Raw genomic sequence first — 22,453 nt, 5'->3', positions numbered from 1 at the left:
AACCGGGCCGCATCGCTGTTGCGTGCCCCGCATCAGGCACGCACTGTCAAACAGCACATCAATCGGTATTGCTGGTGCCAATCGCGGTCATGTCGCGCACATCCACCCCGTTGGCATCGGCCTGGGTTACCAGAAACATTCCGCCCGAAACGCCACCATCGCGGTTGGTATTGGCAAACATGATGTCACCGGGGCGCAGCATATCGCGCGCATTGGCAAAATAATTGGTGGTGTCCACATCGGTCGCCACATCGGGGGTAATGTAATGCCACAGGGTAAAACCATTGGCATATGCCAGAACACTCAGGTTCCGGGCCTTAAAACCTTCTGCCATCTTGCTGCTCCAAAATAATCGTGAATATGCAGGGAAATGTCCCGGTTCATTTCCGGCACACCGCCCCGCGCATAAAGGGCACAAAACAATGGCCGCCCCGGTATCCGGGCGGCCATCCAGTACGTATCGCGTTTTAAAATTCGGCCTTGTTCGGCCCTGCCGGTTATTCCTTGGCCTGCAGGCAGGTTACACCCTTGCCATCAATCAGGGCGGCACCCTGGCTCATGGAATTGCTGACAAAATGCGATGCATGGTCGCCATGCCAGGTAATGTCGGACTGCACATCAGCCCCCACCGCATGGCCAATCGCCGTGCGATGATACCAAAAACAGCTGCGCACCCCATCGGCCAGCGGCAAGCCCGAATGCGGCATCCACAATGTCCCCAGCCAGCGTTTTGCCTGGGTTCCCTTCCACGGCAAATCGTCATCGCCAACATAATCCGACGATGCAAATTCCTTTACCGACAGCAGGTCGGACCATTGCTTCCAGCCGATAATGGCGTAACGCTGCCCGTCATCGGGCACGTCGCGCCCGCCCATATCTTCAAATGCCGCCAGCACCTTGTCCACCACCAGGCCGGTATCCTGATGCGCGATAACGTCCGTGGTTTGCGACAGTGCATTGATAATCAGCTCGTCGGTCTTACGGCCCAGCGCATAGGCCCCGGCATTGGCCAGCACCATTTTTTCATCATGATTGACCTTCAGCTCATCCAGCGCGTCAATCCAGTCACCCGCATAATAATCCAAAAGGTCACAGCGCACCGGTTCATGATCCACATTCATCACCGGCACCTTGCCATGGCGGGCCTTGGTGGTGGCAACGCCCTTGCCCACCTTCTGGAAAACCGTTGTTGCCCCCTTGATCCCGTTTTTCACCCGCACCGTATTGCGCAGCTTCGATCCCATCCGCTGATAGGCCTGGTGCACATCGGCCTGAAAATGCTCGATAAAGCTTTTATCAATCGAAATACTCATCACTTCCCCTTTTCACTGGCAATACTCACACCGGCTTAGCCGCAGGAATTAAGGCGTTTTTGCCTTGTTTCCTGCGTTAAGTGTCATTTTCTGGTCACGCTTTGATGGTTGTTTTCCTGTTCCGGATTCTGGCTTCCGGGCCAGGCTGATCGGCTATTTCATGGTCGCCGGACGACCCCGATTTACACTAACGTCAACCCAGTCGGAGCCTTCCAGGTGCGCGCACGTACTTACGCAATTCTCACTGTTGTCGCTTTGGGGGCGGCAGGTTATTTCGCCCTGCCCTATACCCCGATCCCCGATTATGTCCACGCCTTCACTGCACGTGTTTCCGCCCTAACCGGCTTTGGTGCCGACCGCATCCGCAGCCGCGTTCTGCCCGATATGGAAAAACGCCTTAACGAGGCAGGCATTGCCGTTGGCGCCCCGGTTTATCTGCGCGCATTTACCGCCGATAAAACCCTCCAGGTCTGGCTGCGCGGCGACCATCGTTATGTTGAAATTCAGGATGCCGCCTTCTGTGCCGATGAAAACCAGGGCAACGCTGCCTTCCAAACGCCCCCTCCCGGCGTTTACACCATCTCGCGCGATGATCTGTCCCCCAACAGCCCCAACCATGTCGAACTGACGCTGGACCCATTGCCCGACGATGATGCACCGGCGGCCAATACACCTGTTGATGATGCCGCCTACAGCCTGCATGGCAATTGCTCCGACATTGCGGGCATCTCGCTGAAAAACGAGGATATCGAACAAATCTATCTGCTGGTTGATGCCGCCCTTCGCGCCGGTCAGCAATCGGTGCCGGTTCACATCTTTGAAAAACCCCGCGCAATGGATGACAGCCTCGCCCTGACCGAGGATGCAACCGGCAACACACCGGCACCGGGCCTTTATGATGTTTATGCCGCCTTTGAACGCACCCGCATTCCGCCCGACGTTCGCAAAACCGACGGCCGCTATCATGCCGAAGTGGTAAATTAACGCCCTTTACCCTTCATCAGCTTTGCTGTTTTTCAGGCCGTCTCCATCACGGCCGGGCCTGCATCTGACCAATGCAGGCTCACTCATTGCGGTGCAGGCGGTCAAAAGCTGCCTGCACCTGCGCAATAATCACCGGGTTGCGATCCCGCCAGTAACGCGGGTCATTCATCAACCGGTCAATTTCCACTTCCGGCGCTTCACGCATCTGCCCGGCCCCTGTTGCCGCCAGCCCCGGTTCTCCCGCCTCGCTCATTAACCGGTAAAGTGCGCGCACCCCTTCCGGGCTTTGCGCCATCGCCTCATAGGCATCAGGCAGGTTTTTCTGCCCCCAGCTTGCCAAACTCGGTGCCAGCTTGGCCCATTGTGCTTCCCCGCCAAATTCCGCTGCCAGCCTGGCCTGTAATGCTGCGGTTTTCGCCCCTGTTTCCAGCTCGGCTGCCATCGGGCGCAAAATTTCCCCGGCCAGGTCATAAACCAGTTGTGCCTGGCGCGGTGTAAACCCCGCCTCATGCAGCCGGGCATTGACCGTTGCATTCATACCGCCCAGGTCATCGGCCCCTTCAATCACGTAATCTTCGGCATTCTCGGGCACCCCCAGCAGCCGGTAAAACCCCTGCCAGTCTTCGGCACTGCCATCCTCCCCCGGCACCACCCATTGCGCTTTGCCATCCCCAGCGACACCGGGAACATCAGGGACACCGGGTTCAAGCAAACCATCCGGGCTGCCCCCACGCCCCTCAACACCGCGCCCAACAGGGGCCAGCAAACCTGCCCCCTGTCCCAATCCATCTCCCTTGCCCGGCCCCCGCGCCACGCCACCACCATTCCCCGCACCAGCAGCCACACCGGCAGGCTCCCCACCTGGCATTACACCCTGCGCGCGCCCCGGCGCACCATCATCACGGCCTCCCCCATGCCCATGCGCTTGCCCAGCCCCTTGCCCTGTGCCACCGGCCAAAGATGCCCCTGCAACCACGCCCGTAAAATCTTCGCCTGCCACCGTCATGCTTACTGCTCCCCTATTGTTCTGCTGTCAGGCCACCGCACCCGGCTCCTCAGCCGTGCGCAGACACACCAGCGCGGCGCAAAATCTGCAATACCAGCGCACGCTGCCCTTCCAGCATCCAAATCGCCTGTGGGCTGGCCGCCGGGCCAAGCGCGCGTTCCAGCGTCATCGCCCGTAATTGCGCGCAAATCGCCGCACCATCTGCCCCGCCTGCCAGTCCCAAAACCCGCTGCCACACGATATCGCGCGTTGCGATCAAGCCCTCACCATTGCGGGGCAAATTGTCCTGCACGGCGCTACCGCCCGCTTCCATCCCATCGCCTCCATTCATATGCTCGCCAACCTGCCCCGCCGCAAACCATGCCCAGCCCGCATCATCCCCCGCAACCACGCCTGCGTCCTCCGGGCCAGCCGCCCGTTCAATGCTCCCGCTTTCCACCATAGATCCCCCGGATCTCACCATTGCCTGCACTCGCCATCCCGTCGCGCGTCATCATTAACAACACACGCCTTCTCACCCCGGCACAGTTTCAACGGATCGATCAACGGGTGGATCAACAGGCATCGTCTCATCCCCTTTTGCAGGCGTGGCACTGGCCAAATCCATCATCAACCCGGCCAGTTCATTCGGGTTCAAGGATGGTTGCAGCAAATCCTGCGGCACGCCAAACCGGTCCGCCAGCCAGCGCACGGTGCGATCAATATCAACGCTGCCTGTGGCCTCCGGGCCCAGTTTTGTCAGCCTCTCCAGCCAATCCAGCACCTGGCCTGCCTCTGCCTTGCGGCCAAGCTGCGCCATGGGGGCGCTATGGCGCAGGCACACCACATTGCCATCAATCGGAATATCGGGAAGCTCGCCACTGCGCGCCAGCACATGCAAAGCCCGGCGCATCAGCGGAAAAATCAGCTCCGCCTGCAACCGGCTATAGGTCGCAGCCAGCAGGCGCGAATTTTCGGCGGCACGTTCCAGCACTTCGGTTGCCGTCATGCGCGGGGCGTCAACCTGGCCCAAACGGTCGGTTAACAAACAGCGGCGAATACGTTCGCGCAAATCGGCCAGCACCACGTCTGAAACATCAAACCGGCCCGGCGCATCCAGCGGCGTTAACCCCGCCGATCCCACCGCCTTGGGAATAATGCTTCCCGGCACCAGCCGCACCGTTGCCGGGTTTAAAATGCCATCATCATCGGCCTGCCAAATCCCCGTTACCGCGATGGATGCATTTTTCAACACCAGCTCAACCACCTTGTTGGCGGTTTTAATATCCGGCAGGGCCTTCATCACCGGTGACCGGCCATAAATCTCGCCCGGCGCCTTTAACCAGCGAAAGGCGATATAGGGCGAAACATCAAACCGCCCGCTGGCAATGATGCTGTCTGTATCGCCGCTTTGGTCCGCCCCTGCCGGGTCGCTGGCAAAAAACACCACATAATCATATCCGCCCTGCCCGCTGCGGTCCGGCAATACCGCCTCGATCACGGCATGTTTTTCCAGCACGGCCTTATCGCGTTCCGTCATATGGGCGGGCAGTTTTGCTTCCGGCCATTTTTCCGCAACATCTTCAATCGTCAGCCAAAGCTGGCGAAAAACCGCATCCAGCCTGCCATCAACCCGTTCTTCAAATGCCAGTTCCCGCACCGGCACCGCACAAAACCGAAACCGCGATGGCGCATCCCCCCCGGCTTCTTCCAGGCGCAAACATGCCGTTCCCACCGTAACAAGGTCCAGATAGGCCTGGTGAATTTCCACCGCAAAATTCGACCGCTCAAAATGCCCCTGCACAATCCGCACAGCCCGCGCCAGTTTTTCGGCAAGCTCACCCTGTGCCCCATCAGGCACGGCATCGCCCGGCGCCATCTGAAACCACCCGCCCGATGGCGGGGTCACTTCCCCCAGCAAACTTGCGGCAAGCTGCTCCACCGCGTCAGGCGCTGTTGCATCAAACACCCGGTCAAACTGCTTTTTGCCAATATTGGCCGCTCCCCCCGAACCACCGCCAGCACCAGCACCATAAGAAAACCCACCTCCTCCGGCCGCCCCCACGCCGTTTTCCTGGCGCTGCGGCAGGGCAAATTCGTAACATTCCTGCCAGTGCCGGTGCCAGTGTTCACGCCGTTGCAACGCCGCGCGAAACCGCTTGCGCAACATATCAGGCATCATTTCCACCCGTTCGCTCATGCCCACCTCTTTTGCCCAAATGTCTGCCCATCGCTTTACCGTCAGGCCAAGCCCCAAACCCGGCACCCCCACCAATTCACATTGCCGAATGCCTCGTCCCCATCACGCCAAGGCTCTCAGCCCCGCTCACCCCATCCCGGCACGCCGCGCCCTGCCACCCCTGCCGCCCCTCCCGGGTTACTTTACGACCGCGCCAAAGAACCAATGATCGACCCGACCATGGATACCTCTTCTCAGAAGTTGAAGCCCAAGTCCGAACCACAATTCGAAGCCGAAGTCAGGGTCAAGGCCGAGGCCGAAGCCCGTGCGCCCACCCCACCAAATCCCCGTCAAAACCGGAAAACAAAAAACCCGCCGCCGTTTCCGGCAGCGGGCGCATTTCTGGTGTTGATTTAGGTTTTATAGCCTAGAAAAAAGAACAAATCAAGAACTTTTTTGATAAATTTTTGATCTGCTCTCAAGATAGCGATACAGCCCTAGCGGGGTCACCACCCACCAGGCCGATATCCCCAGCAAATGCTTGATCACCCCAACACAGCTCGCCATGCCAATCCCAAGCCGCATCTCGCGCACCTTGGGCAAAGTCACCCACAGGCAGCGATGCCCGCGGGACCGATAATATGCCGCCGGGTCAAACAATGCCGAAAACTGCCAAAGCGTGCATTCCAGTTGATGGCTTGCCGGGTTCAGATAAATCCAGCTTCCTTCCCGCCCGGTTTCCAGCACTGCAAAACAATGCCGGAATGACGATGGCAAAACCCGCAACAGCCATTTATCGGGCGCATCACTAAACACAATCAGGGCACGCCGCCCGCCTTGCTGATCCGCATATATATCTTCCGCCCGGCGAACCGTGCCAAACGTCGCATCATTCACCGCAATCGCCCCAATCGCCCCAATTGCCGGAGACCGATATTCTGAAACCATATCTTCACCCTCGCCATACCGCATAAAAGGCGCAATATCCGCCTGCACTTGCCTCGGCTCGGCCCGCCCGGAACCAGCACCTGCTGCCCCCAGCCAGTTAAGGCGCAGTGCGGCCGCTATCCCTGCATAGCCCCACATCTCCCCTAAAGCCCGCATGGCGACAAATCCCCCTGCATTTCATAATCGCAATCCCCCTCGTCAGCCATTTCCAGCGGGTTTTCGGGGCTGTCCGGGTCTACAATCCCGCGCTGGATCAAAACCTGCGTTAAGGCCTGCATTGCTTCCCCCCACAAATCGGCCTTTCGGATTTCCTCACTCACCCGCCGGTCGGGCAATCGTTCCAGCAGGCCGTAATATTCCAGCACCTGCAAATGCGCCTGGCCAATCATCCCGCCACGCCGTAACCGCATGACGGCATTATAAATATCGTCGGGGTCACAGGGCCGTGTTACCTCGCCCGCATCCGCCACCACGCGCGCGCCCTCAATCCGTGCGACCTCGCAGCGCACAAACCAGAACCACGCCTGTTCTGCACTGGCAAACAGGGTCACCTCCCCGTCGCGCAACGGTTTGGGGAAAAGTCTTTGCTGTGTCATTTCGCCCTCCTGATCACATTTTTGCTGCATCTGGCAGGGGTTCTGCCCTGCCAACCCTTCGCCCCTTTGCTGCCACTGTCATGCCGCCGAAACCCGGCATGATGTCATCACGCACCAAAGCCAAAACCACCGGCCAGACGCAATTCGGGCGTCACCGCACCACCCGGTGCCGCGTCTGTAAAAATCGGGCATGACAATTATTGAAAGGAGCCAGTCATCACGGACCACCATTTTGCACCGCCGGGCACTTACCCCCGGATGCAAATCTCCCGCTGACACTCAGCTTTTAGTCCTTTTTTGTTCTCATTGTAAAGGACTATTTTCCTATTTTGTTCTCACTGGCAGGAAAGGAATAAATTCCCTGTCCTGTCCGTTATCAACCCTGCTAGACTGAAACCATGATCAGACATGACCTAATCTGGGCCGCCCTCGACAAAATTGCCGAGGAAAAGGGCCTGTCGCCCTCCGGCCTTGCCCGGCTGGCACAGCTCGACCCCACCACATTCAACAGGTCAAAACGCAATACCGCCACGGGCAAGCCCCGCTGGCCCTCAACCGAAAGCATCGCCAAGGTCCTTTCGGCGGCAAATGTCACCTTCCGGGAATTTTCCGAATTAATGGACGGCAATGCCGCCGGGCGTGTGCCGGTCATCGGCTTTGCCCAGGCTGGCAATCGCGGCTTTTTTGATGATGCAGGCTACCCCGTTGGCGGCGCCTGGGAAGACATCACCTTCCCCGCCCTGCACGACCCCACCGCCTATGGGCTGCGCATTTCCGGGGACTCGATGTCCCCCGTCTTTCGTGATGGCGATCTCATCATCGTTTCCCCGGCATCCAACATCCGCCCACGCGACCGCGTTGTCGTCAAAACCCGCGAGGGCGAGGTAATGGCCAAGGAACTGGTGCGCCGCGGCGCAATGGGCCTGGAACTCAAATCCCTGAACCCGGATTACGAAGACCGCTATATCGACGCCCAAAACCTCGACTGGATCGCCAGAATTCTGTGGTGCAGTCAGTAAAATCCTGCACCTCTAAAATCGAACCTGCTACAATAACAAGCTGCTGGTTGAACTGATCGAAAGCGTTGTAGCTACCCTCTAAAATCGAACCTGCTACAATAGGAACACCAACTCCCGCAGCACATTCAATATGTTGCGGGATTTTTCCGGGTTAAAAACCGGCATTTTCGCGTCAGAAACAGCCGGATTTCTGCAAAAATAACGCATTTTTAAACGGCAAAAACCGGCAATTTTCATGCCGGTTTTCAACAAAGCAGAATGGCGAAAGCCGTTACTTCACCCCGGTCATCTCCGAAAGCACATCCGCCACCTTTGGCCCTGCGACCAGAATAGGAGCGCCGTCTTCCAGCACATTGGGGGCATCGAGAAAGCCATTGCACCAGCCCCCCGCTTCGCGCATCAAAACAATGCCCGCCATGCAGTCCCACGGGTTGATATGCGGCTCAAAATAGCCAATCAGCCTGCCTGACGCTGCATAGGCCATCATCAGCGCACAGGAACCATTGCGAATAAACATCCCCTCGCGGTCCAGAAGGTCGGCGATAAACGGCACCAGCGCGGCACTTTCCACCCGGTGCGACATGCCAACACCCATCACCCCGGCATTGACATTATCAACCTGGCTGGCGGCAATCGGCTTGCCATTAACCGTGGCCCCCTTGCCGATGCAGGCGGCAAACAGCTCGTCGCCATTGGGTTCGTAAATCAGGCCAATAACCGCCTCGTTCCCCACCATAAGGGCCACCGAAATCACCCAGGTCGGCATTTTATTGACAAAACACGCCGTGCCATCAATCGGGTCAATCACCCACAGGCAGTCATTTTTGCCGCGATCAATGCCCATTTCCTCGCCGAGATACCCATCGTCGGGAAATTTCGCCGCAATCTCGCGACGGATAACCGCTTCAACCTCTTTATCGGCAATGCTGACCACATCAAGCGGGTTGGCCTTGCTTTCAACAACCAGTTCATCCACCCGGCGATAATAATCCATCGCCACCCGGCCTGCTTCGCGTACCACCGCAATGGCATGTTCAAATCGCGCCGCAATGTCACCACTGCCAATCGCCGCCGTTACCGCATCTTTCGCTTCTGCCATGTCCTTTTTCCTTTTCTATTTGCGGGTCACTGACCCGACACAAGCGCAAGACCACGTGCAGCAAAGCCGATACCAACCTCGCTGCCCGCCCGGATCGGCGCATCGATCCGTCCATCAATCACAAACAGTTCACCCACATCGCACTGCACGGTGTAATGCATGGCGCTACCAAGATATGTCGCATGCGTCACGTTACCCTTTAGCGACATCTGCGCCCCTTCTGCCCCATCACGCAGGCGCACCGCATCGGGCCGAACTGCCACCTCAACACTGCCAAGGCCATGTCCACGCTGGCGCAGGGTCACCCGCTCCCCGCCAATATCCACATCCGCCATATCCCCATTCAGGGCATAAACCTCGCCCGTCACAAGGTTCGCATCGCCAATAAAATCGGCAATAAAGGCCGATGCCGGTTCTTCGTAAAGCTGGCGCGGGGTGCCCTGCTGGGCAATCACGGACCGGTTCATCACGATAATCCGGTCCGAAACCGCCAGGGCCTCTTCCTGGTCATGGGTCACATAAACCGCGGTTAAGCCCAGCTTTTGCTGCAAATCACGAATTTCGGTGCGCACATGGCGGCGCAGTTTTGCATCCAGGTTTGACAAAGGCTCATCAAGCAACAAAACCTCTGGCTCCAGCACCAGCGCACGTGCCACCGCCACACGCTGCTGCTGCCCACCCGAAAGCTCGGATGGCAACCGGTCGCCATAATCCGCCAGTCCCACAAGGCCCAGCCCCTCGCGCGCCCGGTCATAGGCTTCGGCCTTTTTCTGCCCGCTCACCGTCAGGCCATAGGCCACGTTTTCCACCACGCTCATATGGGGAAACAGCGCATAGGACTGAAACACCATGCTGACATCGCGATCAGTGGCAGGCAGATGCGTCACATCCTTGCCCCCAATCATGATCCGCCCGCTGGTCGGGTGTTCCAGCCCGGCAATCATGCGCAATGTCGTTGTCTTGCCACATCCGCTTGGCCCCAACAGGGTCACAAGCTCGCCAGGCTGAATATCAAACGACACATCATCAATCGCTGTAACCGCCCCCTTGCCATAGGTCTTGGTCACATTTTCAAATACGACCGACCCGGCCCGTGTTTTCAATGTCATGAATGTTTCTCCCGTAAGGCATTCAGGGCAGTTTTCCCGCCTGTTGTCGTTGTATCGCTGGCAACCCGGTCTTCGCGGCGCAGCTTGCGTTTGCCAATCAAACCCTGCACCACAACAATCACCGTCAGCATCACCAGAATCAGCACGCTGCAATAGGCAATCGCCACGCCATAACGCCCGTTTTCCACCAGCCCGATAATGTAGGATGTCGCCATGTTATGGTCCGCACTGACCAGAAAGATCACCGCGCTGACCGACGTAATCGCACGCACAAAGCTGTAAACTAGTGCGGCAACAATGGCCGGGCGCAACAGCGGCAAAATCACCTTGCGAAAGGTCGTAAAGCTGTTGGCCCCCAATGTGAGGGAGGCTTCATCCAGGCTTTTGTCAAGCTGGCTCATCGCTGCAATCCCGCCACGTACACCGACGGGCATATTGCGAAAAACAAAGCAGATCACCAGAATCACACCCGTGCCGGTCAATTCCAGCGGCGGCACGTTAAAGGCCAGAATATAGCTAACCCCAATCACCGTGCCGGGGATGGCAAAGCTCAGCATCGTGCCAAATTCAAAGGCATTTTTGCCCCTGAAATTTTGCCGCACCAGCAAATAGGCCGTCGTCAAACCAACTGCCGCCGTCAAGGGGGCCGCCAGGATCGAAATATTCAACGTCGTCCAGAATGAATCCCACGCCGCCCCGGCCCAAACGATGCCGTGATCGCTCCAGCCAATGCCAAAGGCCTCGACATAGTTATCCAGCGTCAGGCTGTTATCAAAACCCCAGCGTTTGACGAAGGCACCAAAGAAAATCATGCCGTAAATGACAATGGTAAACAGCGCCCAGGGAATGGCCGTGCCATAACAGACCCGGCGCAAACCGGTGCTTAAGCCCACATGCGCGCCATTATCAGCCTTGCCCGAAACCGTGGCATAGGATTTTTTACCCAGCCAGAAACGCTGTGCGGCAAAGGCCGAAAGCGTAAAGACCAGCAGAATAATCGCCAGCACCGCCGCCCGGCCCTGGTCATTTTGTGCGCCAACAATGGCAAAGAAAATATCGGTCGATAAGACCTCGTAATTGCCGCCCAAAACCATCGGGTTGCCGAAATCGGCCATGCTTTCGATAAAGGCCAGCAAAAACGCATTGGCAAGGCCCGGCCGCATCAAGGGCAGCGATACATTGACAAATGTCTGCCACCGGTCCGCCCGCAGGGTTTGCGATGCTTCCTCCATCGACGGGCTGACACCCTCGACAACGCCAATCAAAACCAGAAAAGAAATCGGGGTGAAGGACAAAGTCTGGGCAAGCCATATTCCAGGGAGGCCATACAGCCACCGACCTGCCTCCACCCCGAGGAGATCAGCAATAAACTGCGTTACAGTTCCCGATCTGCCAAAAAGAAGGATAAGGGCCAAACCGATCACGAAAGGCGGGGTAATAATCGGCAACACGGTTAAAACGCGCAGCGATTTTTTCCAGCGAAACCCCGTCCGTGTCACCACCAGCGCAAAGGCCAGCCCCAATAACGTTGTCGAACTTGCCGTCAATATCGCCAGAATGGCCGTATTCCAGGCCACCCCGCAAACACCCCCGGCAAAACATCCCAGGCCCCACACCGTGGGCGAGACAAAATTGCGCATAAAGGCCGCCCCCGAAAGTGCCCCGTCCATATCGACAAAGGCGCTCATCAGAATGCGTGAAACCGGGAAAAACACAAATGTCGCCACCAACACAATGATGGTGCCAATCGCGGTTGTCACAAACACATCCCCGCGCATGGTGCCGCGCGCCGCCAGCCCGGCACAAAACAGCACCACAAAACTGGCCGCACAAAACAGCGCGCCATATCCCAGGCCATATTGGCGAATATCCGTTTCCCCAAACAGGCTGGTCAGCCAGGCGTAATTGAACCCAAAAACACCAATGGCAAATCCCTGTGCCAGCATATAGCCAAGACCAAGTACGCCCGATGCAATCAGCACCCTGCCAAAAACCGGGTCCTGGCGCGGCCGGCCGATTACGGCCAGCGGGGCAATCAAACATGCCGCCAGTGGCAACAGCCACGGCCTGTCATACATAAAACCCTGCAAAATCGCCGGGGCATAATCGCCATAAAACGGATACCCATCCGTCAGCCATTCCAGCGTCCAGAAACCATATTCCTGCTGGTACCACGGCAATATGACAAATCCGATCCAGCCGATCGCCAGCCAGAACCACAACAGTCGGCGCACGGGGCAGTCTCCTGTCTGAAAACAGTATTTTGGGGAAAAAGGGCACATAACGGGAAAGATAGGGAAAGGCCGCACAAACCGGCCTTTCCCTTCCCGAAACAGAAGGCGCAACAGCCCTTATTGCGGCGCTGTTTTCACTTCTTCATCCCAGCGCGACAGCAAATGGCGGCGGGTATCAGCCGACCCATATTTGGCAAAATCATAATCGATCAGCTTGATATCGGTCAGGCGCGGTGCATTTTCCGGCACCGTGGCATTTTTGTTGGACGGCACCTGATAGGACCCGGCCTTTTCCGCCATGGATTGTGCTTCGGCACTCAGGGCAAATTCATACCAGGTCTTGGCATTTTCAAGGTTGCGCGCCCCCTTGATGATGCTCATCGACCCCACTTCATACCCCGTCCCTTCACAGGGCGAGACAATTTCAATCGGCGCACCCTGTTCCTTCTGGGTCACCATGTCATGCATGAAGGTAATGGCGATGGTGGTTTCCCCAATCGCAGCCGCCTTGATCGGGGCGGAGCCGGATTTGGTATACTGGTTCACATTCCTGTGCATGTCTTTCAGGAATTTAAAGGCCTCTTCCTCGCCAAACAGCTGCACCAGTGTTGCCAGCGCGGTATAGGACGTGCCCGATGAATTCGGGTTTGCCACCTGGATTTCGCCCTTATAGGCCGGGTTCGCCAGGTCCTTCCAGCATTTCGGTGCCGGCAGGCCCTTGCTTTTCAAAAGGTCGGAATTATAGCCAATACCAAGGGCACCGGCATAAACGCCAACGGTGCGGAAATTGGCATTCTCGGCCTGGCGTTTCGCCCAATCCTGCAAATTATCCAGCGACGGCGATTTATATTCCATCGTCAGGCCTTCGGCCGCTGCCTGCAAATGCGGGTCGCCCGTGCCTGCCCACCAGATATCAAGCTTCGGGTTGCTGGCTTCGGCACGCACCTGGGCATAGGCCTCGCCAGAGCTTTTACGCACCATCGATACATCGATATCGTATTTTTTCTCGAACTCGGCTTCCATCAATTCGCACCAGGCATTATCGGCCGAGCAAACAACATTCAAACGGCCCGCAGCTTCGGCTGACAGGCTGAAAGTCAGGGCACCGGCAGCAAAGGCGCTACCCAGCAAAATTGTCTTCAGTTTCATTAGAATCCTCCCGATTCAGTCGCATTTCGTTGAATGCACACGTGTGCGCTACTCGTTTGCGCTTCCACATTGGAATAAATAACCCAATTTGATCACTCATTGACAGAAAAATTCTATTTATCTGTCATAAAAATGTAACAAAAATGATAAGCCATTGTTTTTCATTATCAATTCATTTCTGAATTTACAGGCCAAAACCAGCCTTTGGCACCAAAATCGCGTTCTATGGCAGCACCATTCGCGCACACGTGTGCTCACACACCGCAAAGACCACCACAAACCAACGAGTCACTGCCTTTGCGCCAGTTTCATCGCAAATGGCGCAATATCAATACCAGGAAAATCCCGGCCTGCCCTGCCATATGCCCCCCATCAGCCGGGCGCACAATCAACCGGCACCTGACAGGCACCTGTCAGGCACTTCTCAGGCACTAGTTCGGCGGATCAGTTCCACAGGCAAAACCGCACGGGCCATTGCCCCGCCTTCCGGGCCTGAAATATGCCGGGCCAGCCGCGAAACGGTTAATTCGGCCAAATCTTCCGCACATTGGCGGATGGTCGTTAAACCATAGGCCCGCTGGCTGCTCGCGGTAATGTCGTCAAACCCCACCACCGCCAGATCCTGCGGAATCTTCAGGCCCAGTTCAAACCGCGCCGCATCCATCAGGCCCAGCGCGATATGGTCCTTGCCGCAAAAAATGCCGTCTGGTGCGTCCGGGCGGCCCAAAATCTCCACCCCGGCCTGAAATCCGCCGTCATAATCCGCACTCCTGCAGCCCAGCGGCGTAAAACGGACCTCGCCACTGGCAAGGCGCGGCGCAATGGCGGCAACAAAGGCCTCCCCGCGCGCATTGCCGCTATAGGTGCCGCCGCTCATATTCAAAAAACCCAAATGGCGTTTGCCTGCCGCCAGCAATGCTTCGGCGGCCAGGCGACCACCGGCTTCATTATCGCAATTCACCACATCCGCACCTTCCAGCAACCCGGCCCGGTTCACCAGCACAACGGGCACATTGCGGCGAATAAAATGCTGCCCAATCTCCGGCGACGGGCTTCCCGATGTCACCACAACCCCGGCCACCTGATACTGCAATAAATGCAGCATGGATCGCGACATATGCTCAGGCTCGGACACGTCAATCACCAGGGGCCGATACCCTATTTTCTGAATGGCACTAATCAGATGGTGCAAAAACTGCACCCGAAACGGGTCTTCCAGGCCCGATGTCACCAGCCCGACAAGGTCGCTTTTGCGCCGGTTCATCGACCGCGCAATCTGGTTAATCTGGTATCCCAGCCGCTCGGCCGTTTCCAAAACCCGCTGGCGGGTTTCCTCGGAAATGCGCCCATCCCCCGACAGGCACCGCGACACCGTCGATCGTGCCACCCCCGCCTCACGCGCCACATCGGCAGACGTGATCACCCGGTTATCAGGCACGGTCGCATCCTTATTTACCTGCTGCTTTCCACCCACACCCAAACTCCAGCACCATTACCCAATCACCGCCCAACCCGCATTCAGGCTGCATTCCCGGCCAAAACCTGGCCACCAGCCCCAACAAGGCCGCCGCCCCGCACCAAATCAAACCGAACGAACCGAACCCAACAAATCTAACCAACCGCGCCTGCACTCGTACAACCGCCAGCAACCACGCCCATCGCCTCAGCCTCAGCCTCAGCCTCAGCCTCAGCCTCAGCCTCAGCCTCAGCCTCAGCCTCAGCCTCAGCCTCAGCCTCAGCCTCAGCCTCAGCCTCAGCAAGCCATATTCCACCCCCGCCCGCCGTCAAGCCAAACCAACGCGATATAACAGCAAAACGACACCGGGAATTATCCAACACCAGCAGCAGCACCAAGACCAAGACCAACGCCAACGCTGCCAAGCCCGCCAATCCTGCCGACGCCTATTTGTATGACTTTATCGCGCCCCGCACAAGCGCACACGTGTGCGCGCACAATCTTTGCGGGTTGCACCGGCATACCCCTGCTCCCCAACAGTTTTCTTTGACCACAGGTGATTAAAAAATCTATTCTGACTTTCTCATATGAAGCCCCACCGGCGCGCAGCCCTGCCTGCGCCAATAAAAGAAATCAGGAGTATCACGATGGGTCACGCCACCCCTTCCAAAACCTGGACCTGGCATCAGGGTACCTGGCATGAAGGCAACCCTGCCATTATCGGCCCGGCAACGCATGGCATGTGGATGTCTTCCACCGTGTTTGACGGTGCGCGTCGCATCAATGGCAAAACGCCGGACCTCAAACCCCATTGTGCCCGCGTCATTCAGTCCGCCCGCCTCATGGGCCTGGCGCCGACCATCACGGTCGATGAAATCCTGGCCCTTGTTGCCGAAGGCCTGACCAAGTTTGATCCCGATGTTGCCCTTTACATCAAACCGATCATTTATGGCGAAACCGGCTTTCTCGCCCCTAATCCGGACAGCGCGCAGTTTGTTCTCTGCATCAATGAAAGCGCCCTGCCCGAAGCGATCAAAACCGGCTTTACCGCCCGCAAATCCAGCTTCCGCCGCCCATCGCCCGAAAGCGCCCCGACCGAGGCCAAGGCATCCTGCCTGTACCCCAATGTTGGCCGCGCAGTCACCGAAGCCCTTGATAGCGGCTTTGACACCGGCGTCATGCTGGACCCGATGGGCCACGTTGCCGAGTTTTCCTATGCCAACCTGTTTTTTGCCAAGGACGGCACGGTTTACACCCCGGCAATCAATGGCACCTTCCTTAATGGCCTGACCCGCCAGCGCGTGATCCAGTTGCTCAAGGATGATGGCGTCACTGTTGTCGAAAAAGCCGTGAAATACAGCGAACTAGAAAATGCCGACGAAATTTTTGGCACCGGCAATTTCTACAAGGTCGCCCCCTGCGTCAAACTCGACGACCGCAACCTCCAGCCCGGCCCAATCACCAAACGCACCCAGGAACTTTATTGGGCCTTTAGCGAAGCTGGCTGATCAAGCCGCTTCACATCATTGAAGCGTTGCGGCGCAAAGAAAAAGGCGGGTCCCATCGATGAATGGCCCGCCTTTGCTGTTTTGCCTGCCTTTCGGCATTCTATTGCGCATCATTTACCGGCATCACCGGCGCAGACTGCCCGGCGACATAGGGGTATTTGGCAAAAATTGCCGCAATCGCCTCGGCAATGGCGGAATCCGGGTAATATTCTCCGTCCGATCCCAGCCAGTGGCCGGTTTTGCCTTCCCACACGGTTTTGTTGGTGCGGCGATCAATCAGGTCAATCACCACCTCGCCCCGGACATAGGTTTCCACCTGCCCGCTATCGCCAAATAACGGCACGCCAACACCAATGCCACCGCGCCCGTGCGACCCGTAATATCCACCATAGGACGGGCCGGGGCGCACCACCTGCTGGTCACGCATGGCAATGTGGTAATCCACCAGAAGGTCCGGGTGATGAATATCAAGGCTGTAGCCATGGCCCTGCATCTGGGCGGCAATGCGGTCTTCCATGCGCTGCCCGGTCAGGGTGGTGTATTGTGCTTCGCGGTCTTTGCCTGCCGCTTCAACAAACGCATAGCTATGATAGGCCCCAAAATCCGTCGCCGGGTTCTGGTCCGTATGCACAAGCGGCCCGCTGGCACAGCCTGCCACCAGCAAACCAGCCAAAACCACCAACCATTTAGGGCGTTTCACTGCCATCTTGATACTTCCGTTCTGTTGTTCTGCGCCAACTTTGCCAGCGCATCCTGACATCACCATGAAACTGCGGCATTTTTTTGCCCGCCAGATTTGCCGCTATATTTGAAACAAAAAAAGACCCGCCATGTTCCGGCGGGCCTTTCATCAGATTTGCCTGTGATCGCGGGCAAAAGCCGTAATCAGGCCCCCAGATCTTCACCAGCAAGGGCGCGGTCGATCAAAGCGACACTTTCGTCAATGCCATAAAGCGCAATGAAGGATCCCATGCGCGGGCCCTGTTCCTGACCCAGCAGAATTTCATAAAGCGCCTTGAACCATGCCCGCAGATCGGCAAAGCATTCGTGGTTTTTGCCAATTTCATAAACGGCATTCTGGATGTCGCTGCCATTGGTCGATTTATCAAGCCCGACCAGCACCTCACGCAGTTCCACAAGGGCGGCCCGTTCTGCTTCGCTGGCTTCGCGGTATTTCTTCGTCGGTTTGACAAAGTCGCGATAATAATTGATGGCATAGCCAACCAGCTTATCAAGATAAGGCGCATTTTCCGGCGTTGCACCTTCGGCATAACGCGAAATAAAGCCCCACAGAACGCCCTTGTCATCGGTATTGCAGACCGAAACCAGGTTCAGCAAAATGCCAAACGAAATCGGAATGTTACGGTCCGGCGCGCTACCGGCATGAATATGCCAGGCCGGGTTCTGCAACAGCTTCACCGGGTCGGTTTCGGTTTTCAGCTTGTCGGCAAAGGTCAGATATTCATCCACCGTTTTCGGAATGACATCAAAATACAAACGCTTTGCCGCCTTCGGCTTCTGGAACATGAACAGCGACAGGCTGTCTTCCGGCGCATAGGTCAGCCATTCCTCAACCGACAGGCCATTGCCCTTGGATTTGGAAATCTTCTGCCCGTTTTCATCCAAAAACAGTTCGTAGTTAAAGCCTTCCGGCGGGGTGCCGCCCATTGCCTTGACAATCTTGTTGCCAAGATCAACCGACGGAATAAGGTCCTTGCCGGCCATTTCATAATCAACACCGAGCGCATACCAGCGCATCGCCCAGTCCGGCTTCCACTGCAATTTGCAATGCCCGCCCGTTACCGGGGTTTCCACCAGCTTGCCGGTTTCGGGGTGTTCATAAACAATGATGCCTTCGGAAGCCTTGATTTCCACAATCTTGGCCATCAGAACTTTCTGGGTATCCTGCTCAACCGGCATGAACGGGCTATAGGTCGCACGGCGTTCTTCGCCCAGGGTCGGCAGCATGATTTTCTGGATATTGTCGTAAACTTCCAGAACCCGCAGCAAAGCCGCATCAAACATGCCCGAACGGTAGCATTCGGTCGATGACTTGAATTCATATTCAAAGCCAAAGCTGTCAAGAAACTCGCGCAGACGGGCATTGTTATGATGGGCAAAGCTTTCAAACTTGCCAAACGGGTCCGGCACGCTGGTCAGGGCCTTGCCCAGATGCTGTGCCACCATTTCCCGGTTGGGAATATTATCAGGCACCTTGCGCAGGCCGTCCATATCATCGGAAAAGCAAAACAGCTTGGTCGGAATATCGGACATGGTTTCAAAGGCGCGGCGGACATAGGTCGTGCGCGCAACTTCGCCAAAGGTGCCGATATGCGGCAAACCCGACGGGCCATAACCGGTTTCAAACAGGACATAGCCTTTTTCCGGTTTTTTGTCTTTGTAACGCTGCACCAGCTTTTGGGCTTCGGCAAAAGCCCAGACATTGCTGTTTAACGCGGCATCACGAAGATCGGCTGTCATTTTTGAAACCTTGAACAAGTGTTTTACATAAAAAGCGGATTTTGGCGCGAATTATAATGATTCGGCGCCGCCAGAAGCTAGCCCCGCTTGCGCCCAAGATCAAGCATAGAGCGCACATAGCCCCATGCTCGCCCAAACATGGCTCAAATTGCGCTGCAAACCCACAAAAACGCTAGATTTCGTCATCCTTTTCGAGCGTCGTCTTTGTCGCTGCCATTCTTGTCGCCACAGCTTTTTTTGCCGCTATCTTGCGCTTACGCGTCCGCGCGGCCTTGATCCCGGCATCTTTCATATAGATCGAATGATCTGCGACCGCTCCCTTCGCGTGCCATTGCTGCCAGTGCTCCTGCAGCATTTTGATGCCACCAACGGGATATAATCCGCAATCAAACATTCGATGATGCGTCTTGCATAACCACGCCAAATTATCAGGGTTATTATTCGATGGGTCCTGATCCAGATGCGCAACATCAAGAACGGCTTCCATCGATAGTCCGCAAATGGAGCAGCACATATAGGGATAATGCGCTTTGCAAATTTTGCGGGCTCCCGGTGCACGGGTCATGAAACCTCCAAATCCTTGGCCATTTCGCCTGTGTACCCGATCCACATCAAACCAGCGCACATAGCGAAGTGCAGGCGCAAAAAGCTGGAGGGTCATTGGGGTAGAACAGATAATTTCCTTTCTTACCCTATCCCCGGTACGGGCAAAACCACAATAGCACTTAAGATGCCTCGCGAATTTCGCGCAGGAAACCATTCACCGCATTGCCCAGGCTGGCCGCTTCGCGCAGCAATCCTTCAGCAATATGCAAAACATCCCCCACATCCTGGCGCACGGTGGCGGCGGCTTCGGAAAGCACCTGCACATCTTCATTGGCGCGCTGGGTGCCAACGGCAACTTCCTGGGACCGATCGACAATCGATTGCGTCAGGCGGGCCTGTTCGCCAACCGCGGCTGCAATCGCCGATGAATTACCCTGGATTTTCTGCACCCCATCCGTCATCAGCGCCACCACCGATGCCGTCTCGCGCGAGGCATCCTGCGTTGCCGCGATCTGGCGGGAAATATCGCCAGTTGAACGTGCTGTTTCCCCGGCAAGATGTTTCACCTCGTTGGCAACCACGGCAAATCCCTTGCCCGCATCCCCCGCGCGGCTGGCCTCGATATGCGCATTCAGGGCCAGAAGGTTGGTCTGCCCCGCCAGCCCTTCGATCAGGCCAACAACATTGCCAATTTCCGTGGTCGCCTGCGCCAGCCCGGCAATGGTGGTTTTCACCTGCTCGGCCCCGGCGGCCGTATCGCCAATCACCTTGGCGGTTTCGCCGGTACGCTGGTTGATATGCGAAATCGATGTTGAAATTTCACTGGCCGCCGATGCCACCTGCTGGATACCGGCCGCCATCTGGGTTGAAATTTCCAGCGCGGCATTGGCCCGCACACTGACCTGATCGGCAATGGTATTAAGTGCGCGGGCACGGTCCGTCATGGTTTGGGCGGCACCAACCAGTGCCTGCACAATGCTTAACACATCACGTTCAAACTGCTCGGCAACCGCAATCCGGCCCAGCTTGCGCTGTTCGGATGCTTCACGGCGCGAAACTTCCATCTGTTCACGGGCATCATCCATGGCTTTGGCATTGCCAATAAACACTTCCAGCGCATTGACCATTTCGCTGATTTCATCGCTGCCATCATTGCGCAGCGCCACCTGCCGGTCGCCATCTGCCGCGCGGCGCATGGCCTGGGCCAGGTTTTCCAGCCGTTTGACAATCCGCCGCCCGACATAAAGCCAAACCACCAGAATGGAAAAAACAACACCTGCCGCCGCCAGCGAAATCTGCAACAGATTGGTCTGGTCCAGCGCATCCTGCGTTTCCCCGGCCCCGTCCGCCGCCGATTGTTCGGCCACGGCAACAATCGTCGCCACATCATCGGCAAGCTGCGTTGCCGCCTTGCGGTTTTCCTGCATCAACGCGCTGTTGGCCGCAAGGGTATCAAGTTCCTGCCCGCGCAGGGCCAGAATGCCCTCATCGCCAAATCCGGTTGCCAGCAATTTGTCGATCAGGCCGGTAATCACCTTGTCATCGGCATCAAGTTGCCCGGCTTCGCTGCCAATCTGTTTGGCAACCTGTTTCAGGCTGTCACGCAAATTGGCAAGCTGTGCGGCACTGGCGGCATTTCCGGCCTCTGCCAGGCGCCCCACCAGCAAATTCACATCCGCCAGAAGCGTACTTAACCGGATATAGCTTTCCTGTGCATCAGGCACCTGCACACCGGCCAGTTCCTTGGTCTGCTCGGCAATCTGCTGGCCGGAACCGGCAATATGGGTCCTGAAATTCAGCATCATGGGCAGCAGGAAATTGCTGATATCGCCATCAAGGGCAACGATCTCATCCACATATTGCGCCAGTTCGGCCGTCAGTTTTTCCGCCTTTTCCGAACCCGGTTCGGCGCGAAGCTGCCCGATGCGCAACATATAAATGTTTTTGTCATCCCCACCAAAGGCCGCCAGTTTATCAATCGCGCCCAGCACCATTTTCGCCGCCGGGTCCTTGGCAAGCGGGCGCAACGCCCCCTGGATATTGGCAAGGGCTGAATCAAAATCGGTTGATCGCGACATCACCTTGGATGGTTCGGTTTCATACGCCCCCAGCAATAAGGATTTGGTCAATGCCGCCGTCGCCCCGCGCAACTGGAACATCGGCACAATCCGCTGGGACAAATCATCACTGATCGAACTTGATGCCGTTGTTGTCGCCTCGGTCAGGCCCTCGATGCTGGTCGCCAGCGCCTTTTGCGATTGTTCCATCGCCGGTTTAAGCTGTGCCAGCAGGGTATCATGCTGCTGTTCCAGTTCGCTCAGGCGCGCAACGCGCTGTGCCTTCTGGTCAAGGCGGGTGCGTGTTGCCGCCACCAGCTTGTTCAGGCTGGAATTAAGGGCTGTCACCTTTTGCGCCATGTCGCTTGCCGTGCCATCATCAAGATGGTTTTGCGACAATGTATCTACCGCACGGGTCATCAATTGCTGCTGGCTGGCACTTTCTTTGGCAAGTTCGGCCAGTTCGCCTGCATCATTGGCCGCATCAATGCGCGGCCCCAACGCCAGAATGCCCGCCGCCGTTGTTGCAAGCCCGTGTGCTGTTTCCAGCAACGGCACCTGTGACTGGGTGATATCGGTCACATGTCCGCGCACCGCCCGATAGGAAAGCCACCCGATCGAAGCCGCAATACAGGGCACCAACGCAATCACCCCAAATGCCAGCAGCATCTTGGCCTTGATTCCCGTTTTGCCTTTGCCTGGTTTCGACCGCATTTTCACCTAATCCTTGTGCAGTGCATCAACCGCACGAAATTAGTCCCCGCCGGGCAAAAACGCAGCAACGCTTCGG

At 57.0% G+C, this 22,453-nt stretch carries 21 protein-coding genes; 4 read left to right on the top strand and 17 right to left on the bottom strand.

The window, feature by feature from the left end; all coding sequences use genetic code 11:
- Positions 1–58: 58 nt before the first annotated feature.
- Complete coding sequence (locus tag CSC3H3_RS04795; RefSeq protein ID WP_101264027.1) at positions 59–334, bottom strand: hypothetical protein; 276 nt, start codon at positions 332–334, stop codon at positions 59–61.
- Between the two features lie 163 nt (positions 335–497).
- Positions 498–1,313, bottom strand: a complete 816-nt coding sequence (locus CSC3H3_RS04790; RefSeq protein WP_101264026.1) for a phage capsid protein — start codon at positions 1,311–1,313, stop codon at positions 498–500.
- 216 nt (positions 1,314–1,529) lie between these two features.
- On the opposite strand from CSC3H3_RS04790, the gene CSC3H3_RS04785 reads away from it, so the two are divergent.
- Entirely contained in the window at positions 1,530–2,297 is a 768-nt protein-coding gene (locus CSC3H3_RS04785) for a hypothetical protein (protein ID WP_157831832.1), read from the top strand.
- A gap of 79 nt (positions 2,298–2,376) precedes the next feature.
- Here the strand turns inward: CSC3H3_RS04785 and CSC3H3_RS04780 are convergent, their stop codons facing one another.
- The 3 genes from CSC3H3_RS04780 to CSC3H3_RS04770 form a co-directional block, all read right to left on the bottom strand.
- Positions 2,377–3,303, bottom strand: a complete 927-nt coding sequence (locus CSC3H3_RS04780) for a capsid assembly protein (RefSeq protein WP_101284069.1) — start codon at positions 3,301–3,303, stop codon at positions 2,377–2,379.
- 49 nt (positions 3,304–3,352) lie between these two features.
- Complete coding sequence (locus CSC3H3_RS04775) at positions 3,353–3,745, bottom strand: Bbp19 family protein (RefSeq protein ID WP_101284067.1); 393 nt, start codon at positions 3,743–3,745, stop codon at positions 3,353–3,355.
- Between the two features lie 72 nt (positions 3,746–3,817).
- Positions 3,818–5,482, bottom strand: coding sequence for a portal protein (locus tag CSC3H3_RS04770; protein ID WP_101284065.1), 1,665 nt, complete (start codon positions 5,480–5,482; stop codon positions 3,818–3,820).
- Positions 5,483–5,686: 204 nt separating this feature from the next.
- Between CSC3H3_RS04770 and CSC3H3_RS04765 the strand changes: the two genes are divergently transcribed.
- The gene (locus CSC3H3_RS04765) at positions 5,687–5,878 is read left to right on the top strand and encodes a hypothetical protein (RefSeq protein ID WP_101284063.1); all 192 of its coding nucleotides are present in this window, start codon (positions 5,687–5,689) and stop codon (positions 5,876–5,878) included.
- 27 nt (positions 5,879–5,905) lie between these two features.
- Here CSC3H3_RS04765 and CSC3H3_RS04760 read toward each other — a convergent pair whose 3' ends face one another.
- Together CSC3H3_RS04760 and CSC3H3_RS04755 are read right to left on the bottom strand one after the other, a co-directional pair.
- A complete protein-coding gene (locus CSC3H3_RS04760) occupies positions 5,906–6,565 on the bottom strand; it encodes a hypothetical protein (RefSeq protein WP_157831831.1) in 660 nt (219 codons plus the stop codon).
- Complete coding sequence (locus CSC3H3_RS04755; RefSeq protein WP_215907557.1) at positions 6,553–7,005, bottom strand: hypothetical protein; 453 nt, start codon at positions 7,003–7,005, stop codon at positions 6,553–6,555. The genes CSC3H3_RS04760 and CSC3H3_RS04755 overlap by 13 nt, the downstream gene beginning before the upstream one ends.
- 398 nt (positions 7,006–7,403) lie before the next feature.
- Between CSC3H3_RS04755 and CSC3H3_RS04750 the strand changes: the two genes are divergently transcribed.
- On the top strand, positions 7,404–8,024 hold the full coding sequence (locus CSC3H3_RS04750; protein WP_101284059.1) for a S24 family peptidase: 621 nt from the start codon (positions 7,404–7,406) through the stop codon (positions 8,022–8,024).
- Positions 8,025–8,295: 271 nt separating this feature from the next.
- On the opposite strand, the gene CSC3H3_RS04745 is transcribed toward CSC3H3_RS04750, so the two are convergent.
- The 5 genes from CSC3H3_RS04745 to CSC3H3_RS04725 form a co-directional block, all read right to left on the bottom strand.
- On the bottom strand, positions 8,296–9,123 hold the full coding sequence (locus tag CSC3H3_RS04745) for an inositol monophosphatase family protein (protein ID WP_101284057.1): 828 nt from the start codon (positions 9,121–9,123) through the stop codon (positions 8,296–8,298).
- 26 nt (positions 9,124–9,149) lie between these two features.
- Positions 9,150–10,232, bottom strand: coding sequence for an ABC transporter ATP-binding protein (locus CSC3H3_RS04740; RefSeq protein ID WP_101284055.1), 1,083 nt, complete (start codon positions 10,230–10,232; stop codon positions 9,150–9,152).
- Positions 10,229–12,466 carry an ABC transporter permease gene (locus CSC3H3_RS04735; RefSeq protein ID WP_245881272.1) on the bottom strand — a complete coding sequence of 746 codons (2,238 nt, stop codon included), beginning with the start codon at positions 12,464–12,466 and terminating at the stop codon, positions 10,229–10,231. Before CSC3H3_RS04735 ends, CSC3H3_RS04740 begins: the two co-directional genes overlap by 4 nt.
- Positions 12,467–12,583: 117 nt before the next feature.
- Positions 12,584–13,615 carry an ABC transporter substrate-binding protein gene (locus CSC3H3_RS04730; RefSeq protein WP_172963393.1) on the bottom strand — a complete coding sequence of 344 codons (1,032 nt, stop codon included), beginning with the start codon at positions 13,613–13,615 and terminating at the stop codon, positions 12,584–12,586.
- Between the two features lie 424 nt (positions 13,616–14,039).
- On the bottom strand, positions 14,040–15,053 hold the full coding sequence (locus CSC3H3_RS04725) for a LacI family DNA-binding transcriptional regulator (protein ID WP_172963392.1): 1,014 nt from the start codon (positions 15,051–15,053) through the stop codon (positions 14,040–14,042).
- 665 nt (positions 15,054–15,718) lie between these two features.
- Between CSC3H3_RS04725 and CSC3H3_RS04715 the strand changes: the two genes are divergently transcribed.
- Positions 15,719–16,579, top strand: coding sequence for a branched-chain amino acid aminotransferase (locus CSC3H3_RS04715; protein ID WP_101284047.1), 861 nt, complete (start codon positions 15,719–15,721; stop codon positions 16,577–16,579).
- 100 nt (positions 16,580–16,679) lie between these two features.
- On the opposite strand, the gene CSC3H3_RS04710 is transcribed toward CSC3H3_RS04715, so the two are convergent.
- From CSC3H3_RS04710 to CSC3H3_RS04695, 5 genes are all read right to left on the bottom strand, one after another.
- The gene (locus tag CSC3H3_RS04710; protein ID WP_157831830.1) at positions 16,680–17,285 is read right to left on the bottom strand and encodes a DUF4136 domain-containing protein; all 606 of its coding nucleotides are present in this window, start codon (positions 17,283–17,285) and stop codon (positions 16,680–16,682) included.
- The gene (locus tag CSC3H3_RS24340; protein WP_157831829.1) at positions 17,266–17,430 is read right to left on the bottom strand and encodes a hypothetical protein; all 165 of its coding nucleotides are present in this window, start codon (positions 17,428–17,430) and stop codon (positions 17,266–17,268) included. Before CSC3H3_RS24340 ends, CSC3H3_RS04710 begins: the two co-directional genes overlap by 20 nt.
- Before the next feature lie 34 nt (positions 17,431–17,464).
- Positions 17,465–19,060, bottom strand: a complete 1,596-nt coding sequence (locus CSC3H3_RS04705; protein WP_101264014.1) for a lysine--tRNA ligase — start codon at positions 19,058–19,060, stop codon at positions 17,465–17,467.
- Between the two features lie 172 nt (positions 19,061–19,232).
- Entirely contained in the window at positions 19,233–19,625 is a 393-nt protein-coding gene (locus CSC3H3_RS04700; RefSeq protein ID WP_157831828.1) for an HNH endonuclease, read from the bottom strand.
- A 160-nt stretch (positions 19,626–19,785) separates the two neighbouring features.
- Positions 19,786–22,377 (bottom strand): methyl-accepting chemotaxis protein, encoded by a 2,592-nt coding sequence (locus CSC3H3_RS04695; RefSeq protein ID WP_101284043.1) that lies wholly within the window; start codon positions 22,375–22,377, stop codon positions 19,786–19,788.
- Positions 22,378–22,453: the final 76 nt, after the last annotated feature.

The sequence above is a fragment of the Thalassospira marina genome, assembly GCF_002844375.1.
GTDB classification, from domain to species: Bacteria; Pseudomonadota; Alphaproteobacteria; order Rhodospirillales; family Thalassospiraceae; genus Thalassospira; species Thalassospira marina.
Note: the sequence above shows the minus strand (reverse complement) of the source record. Positions and strands in the feature narration are given on the sequence as shown.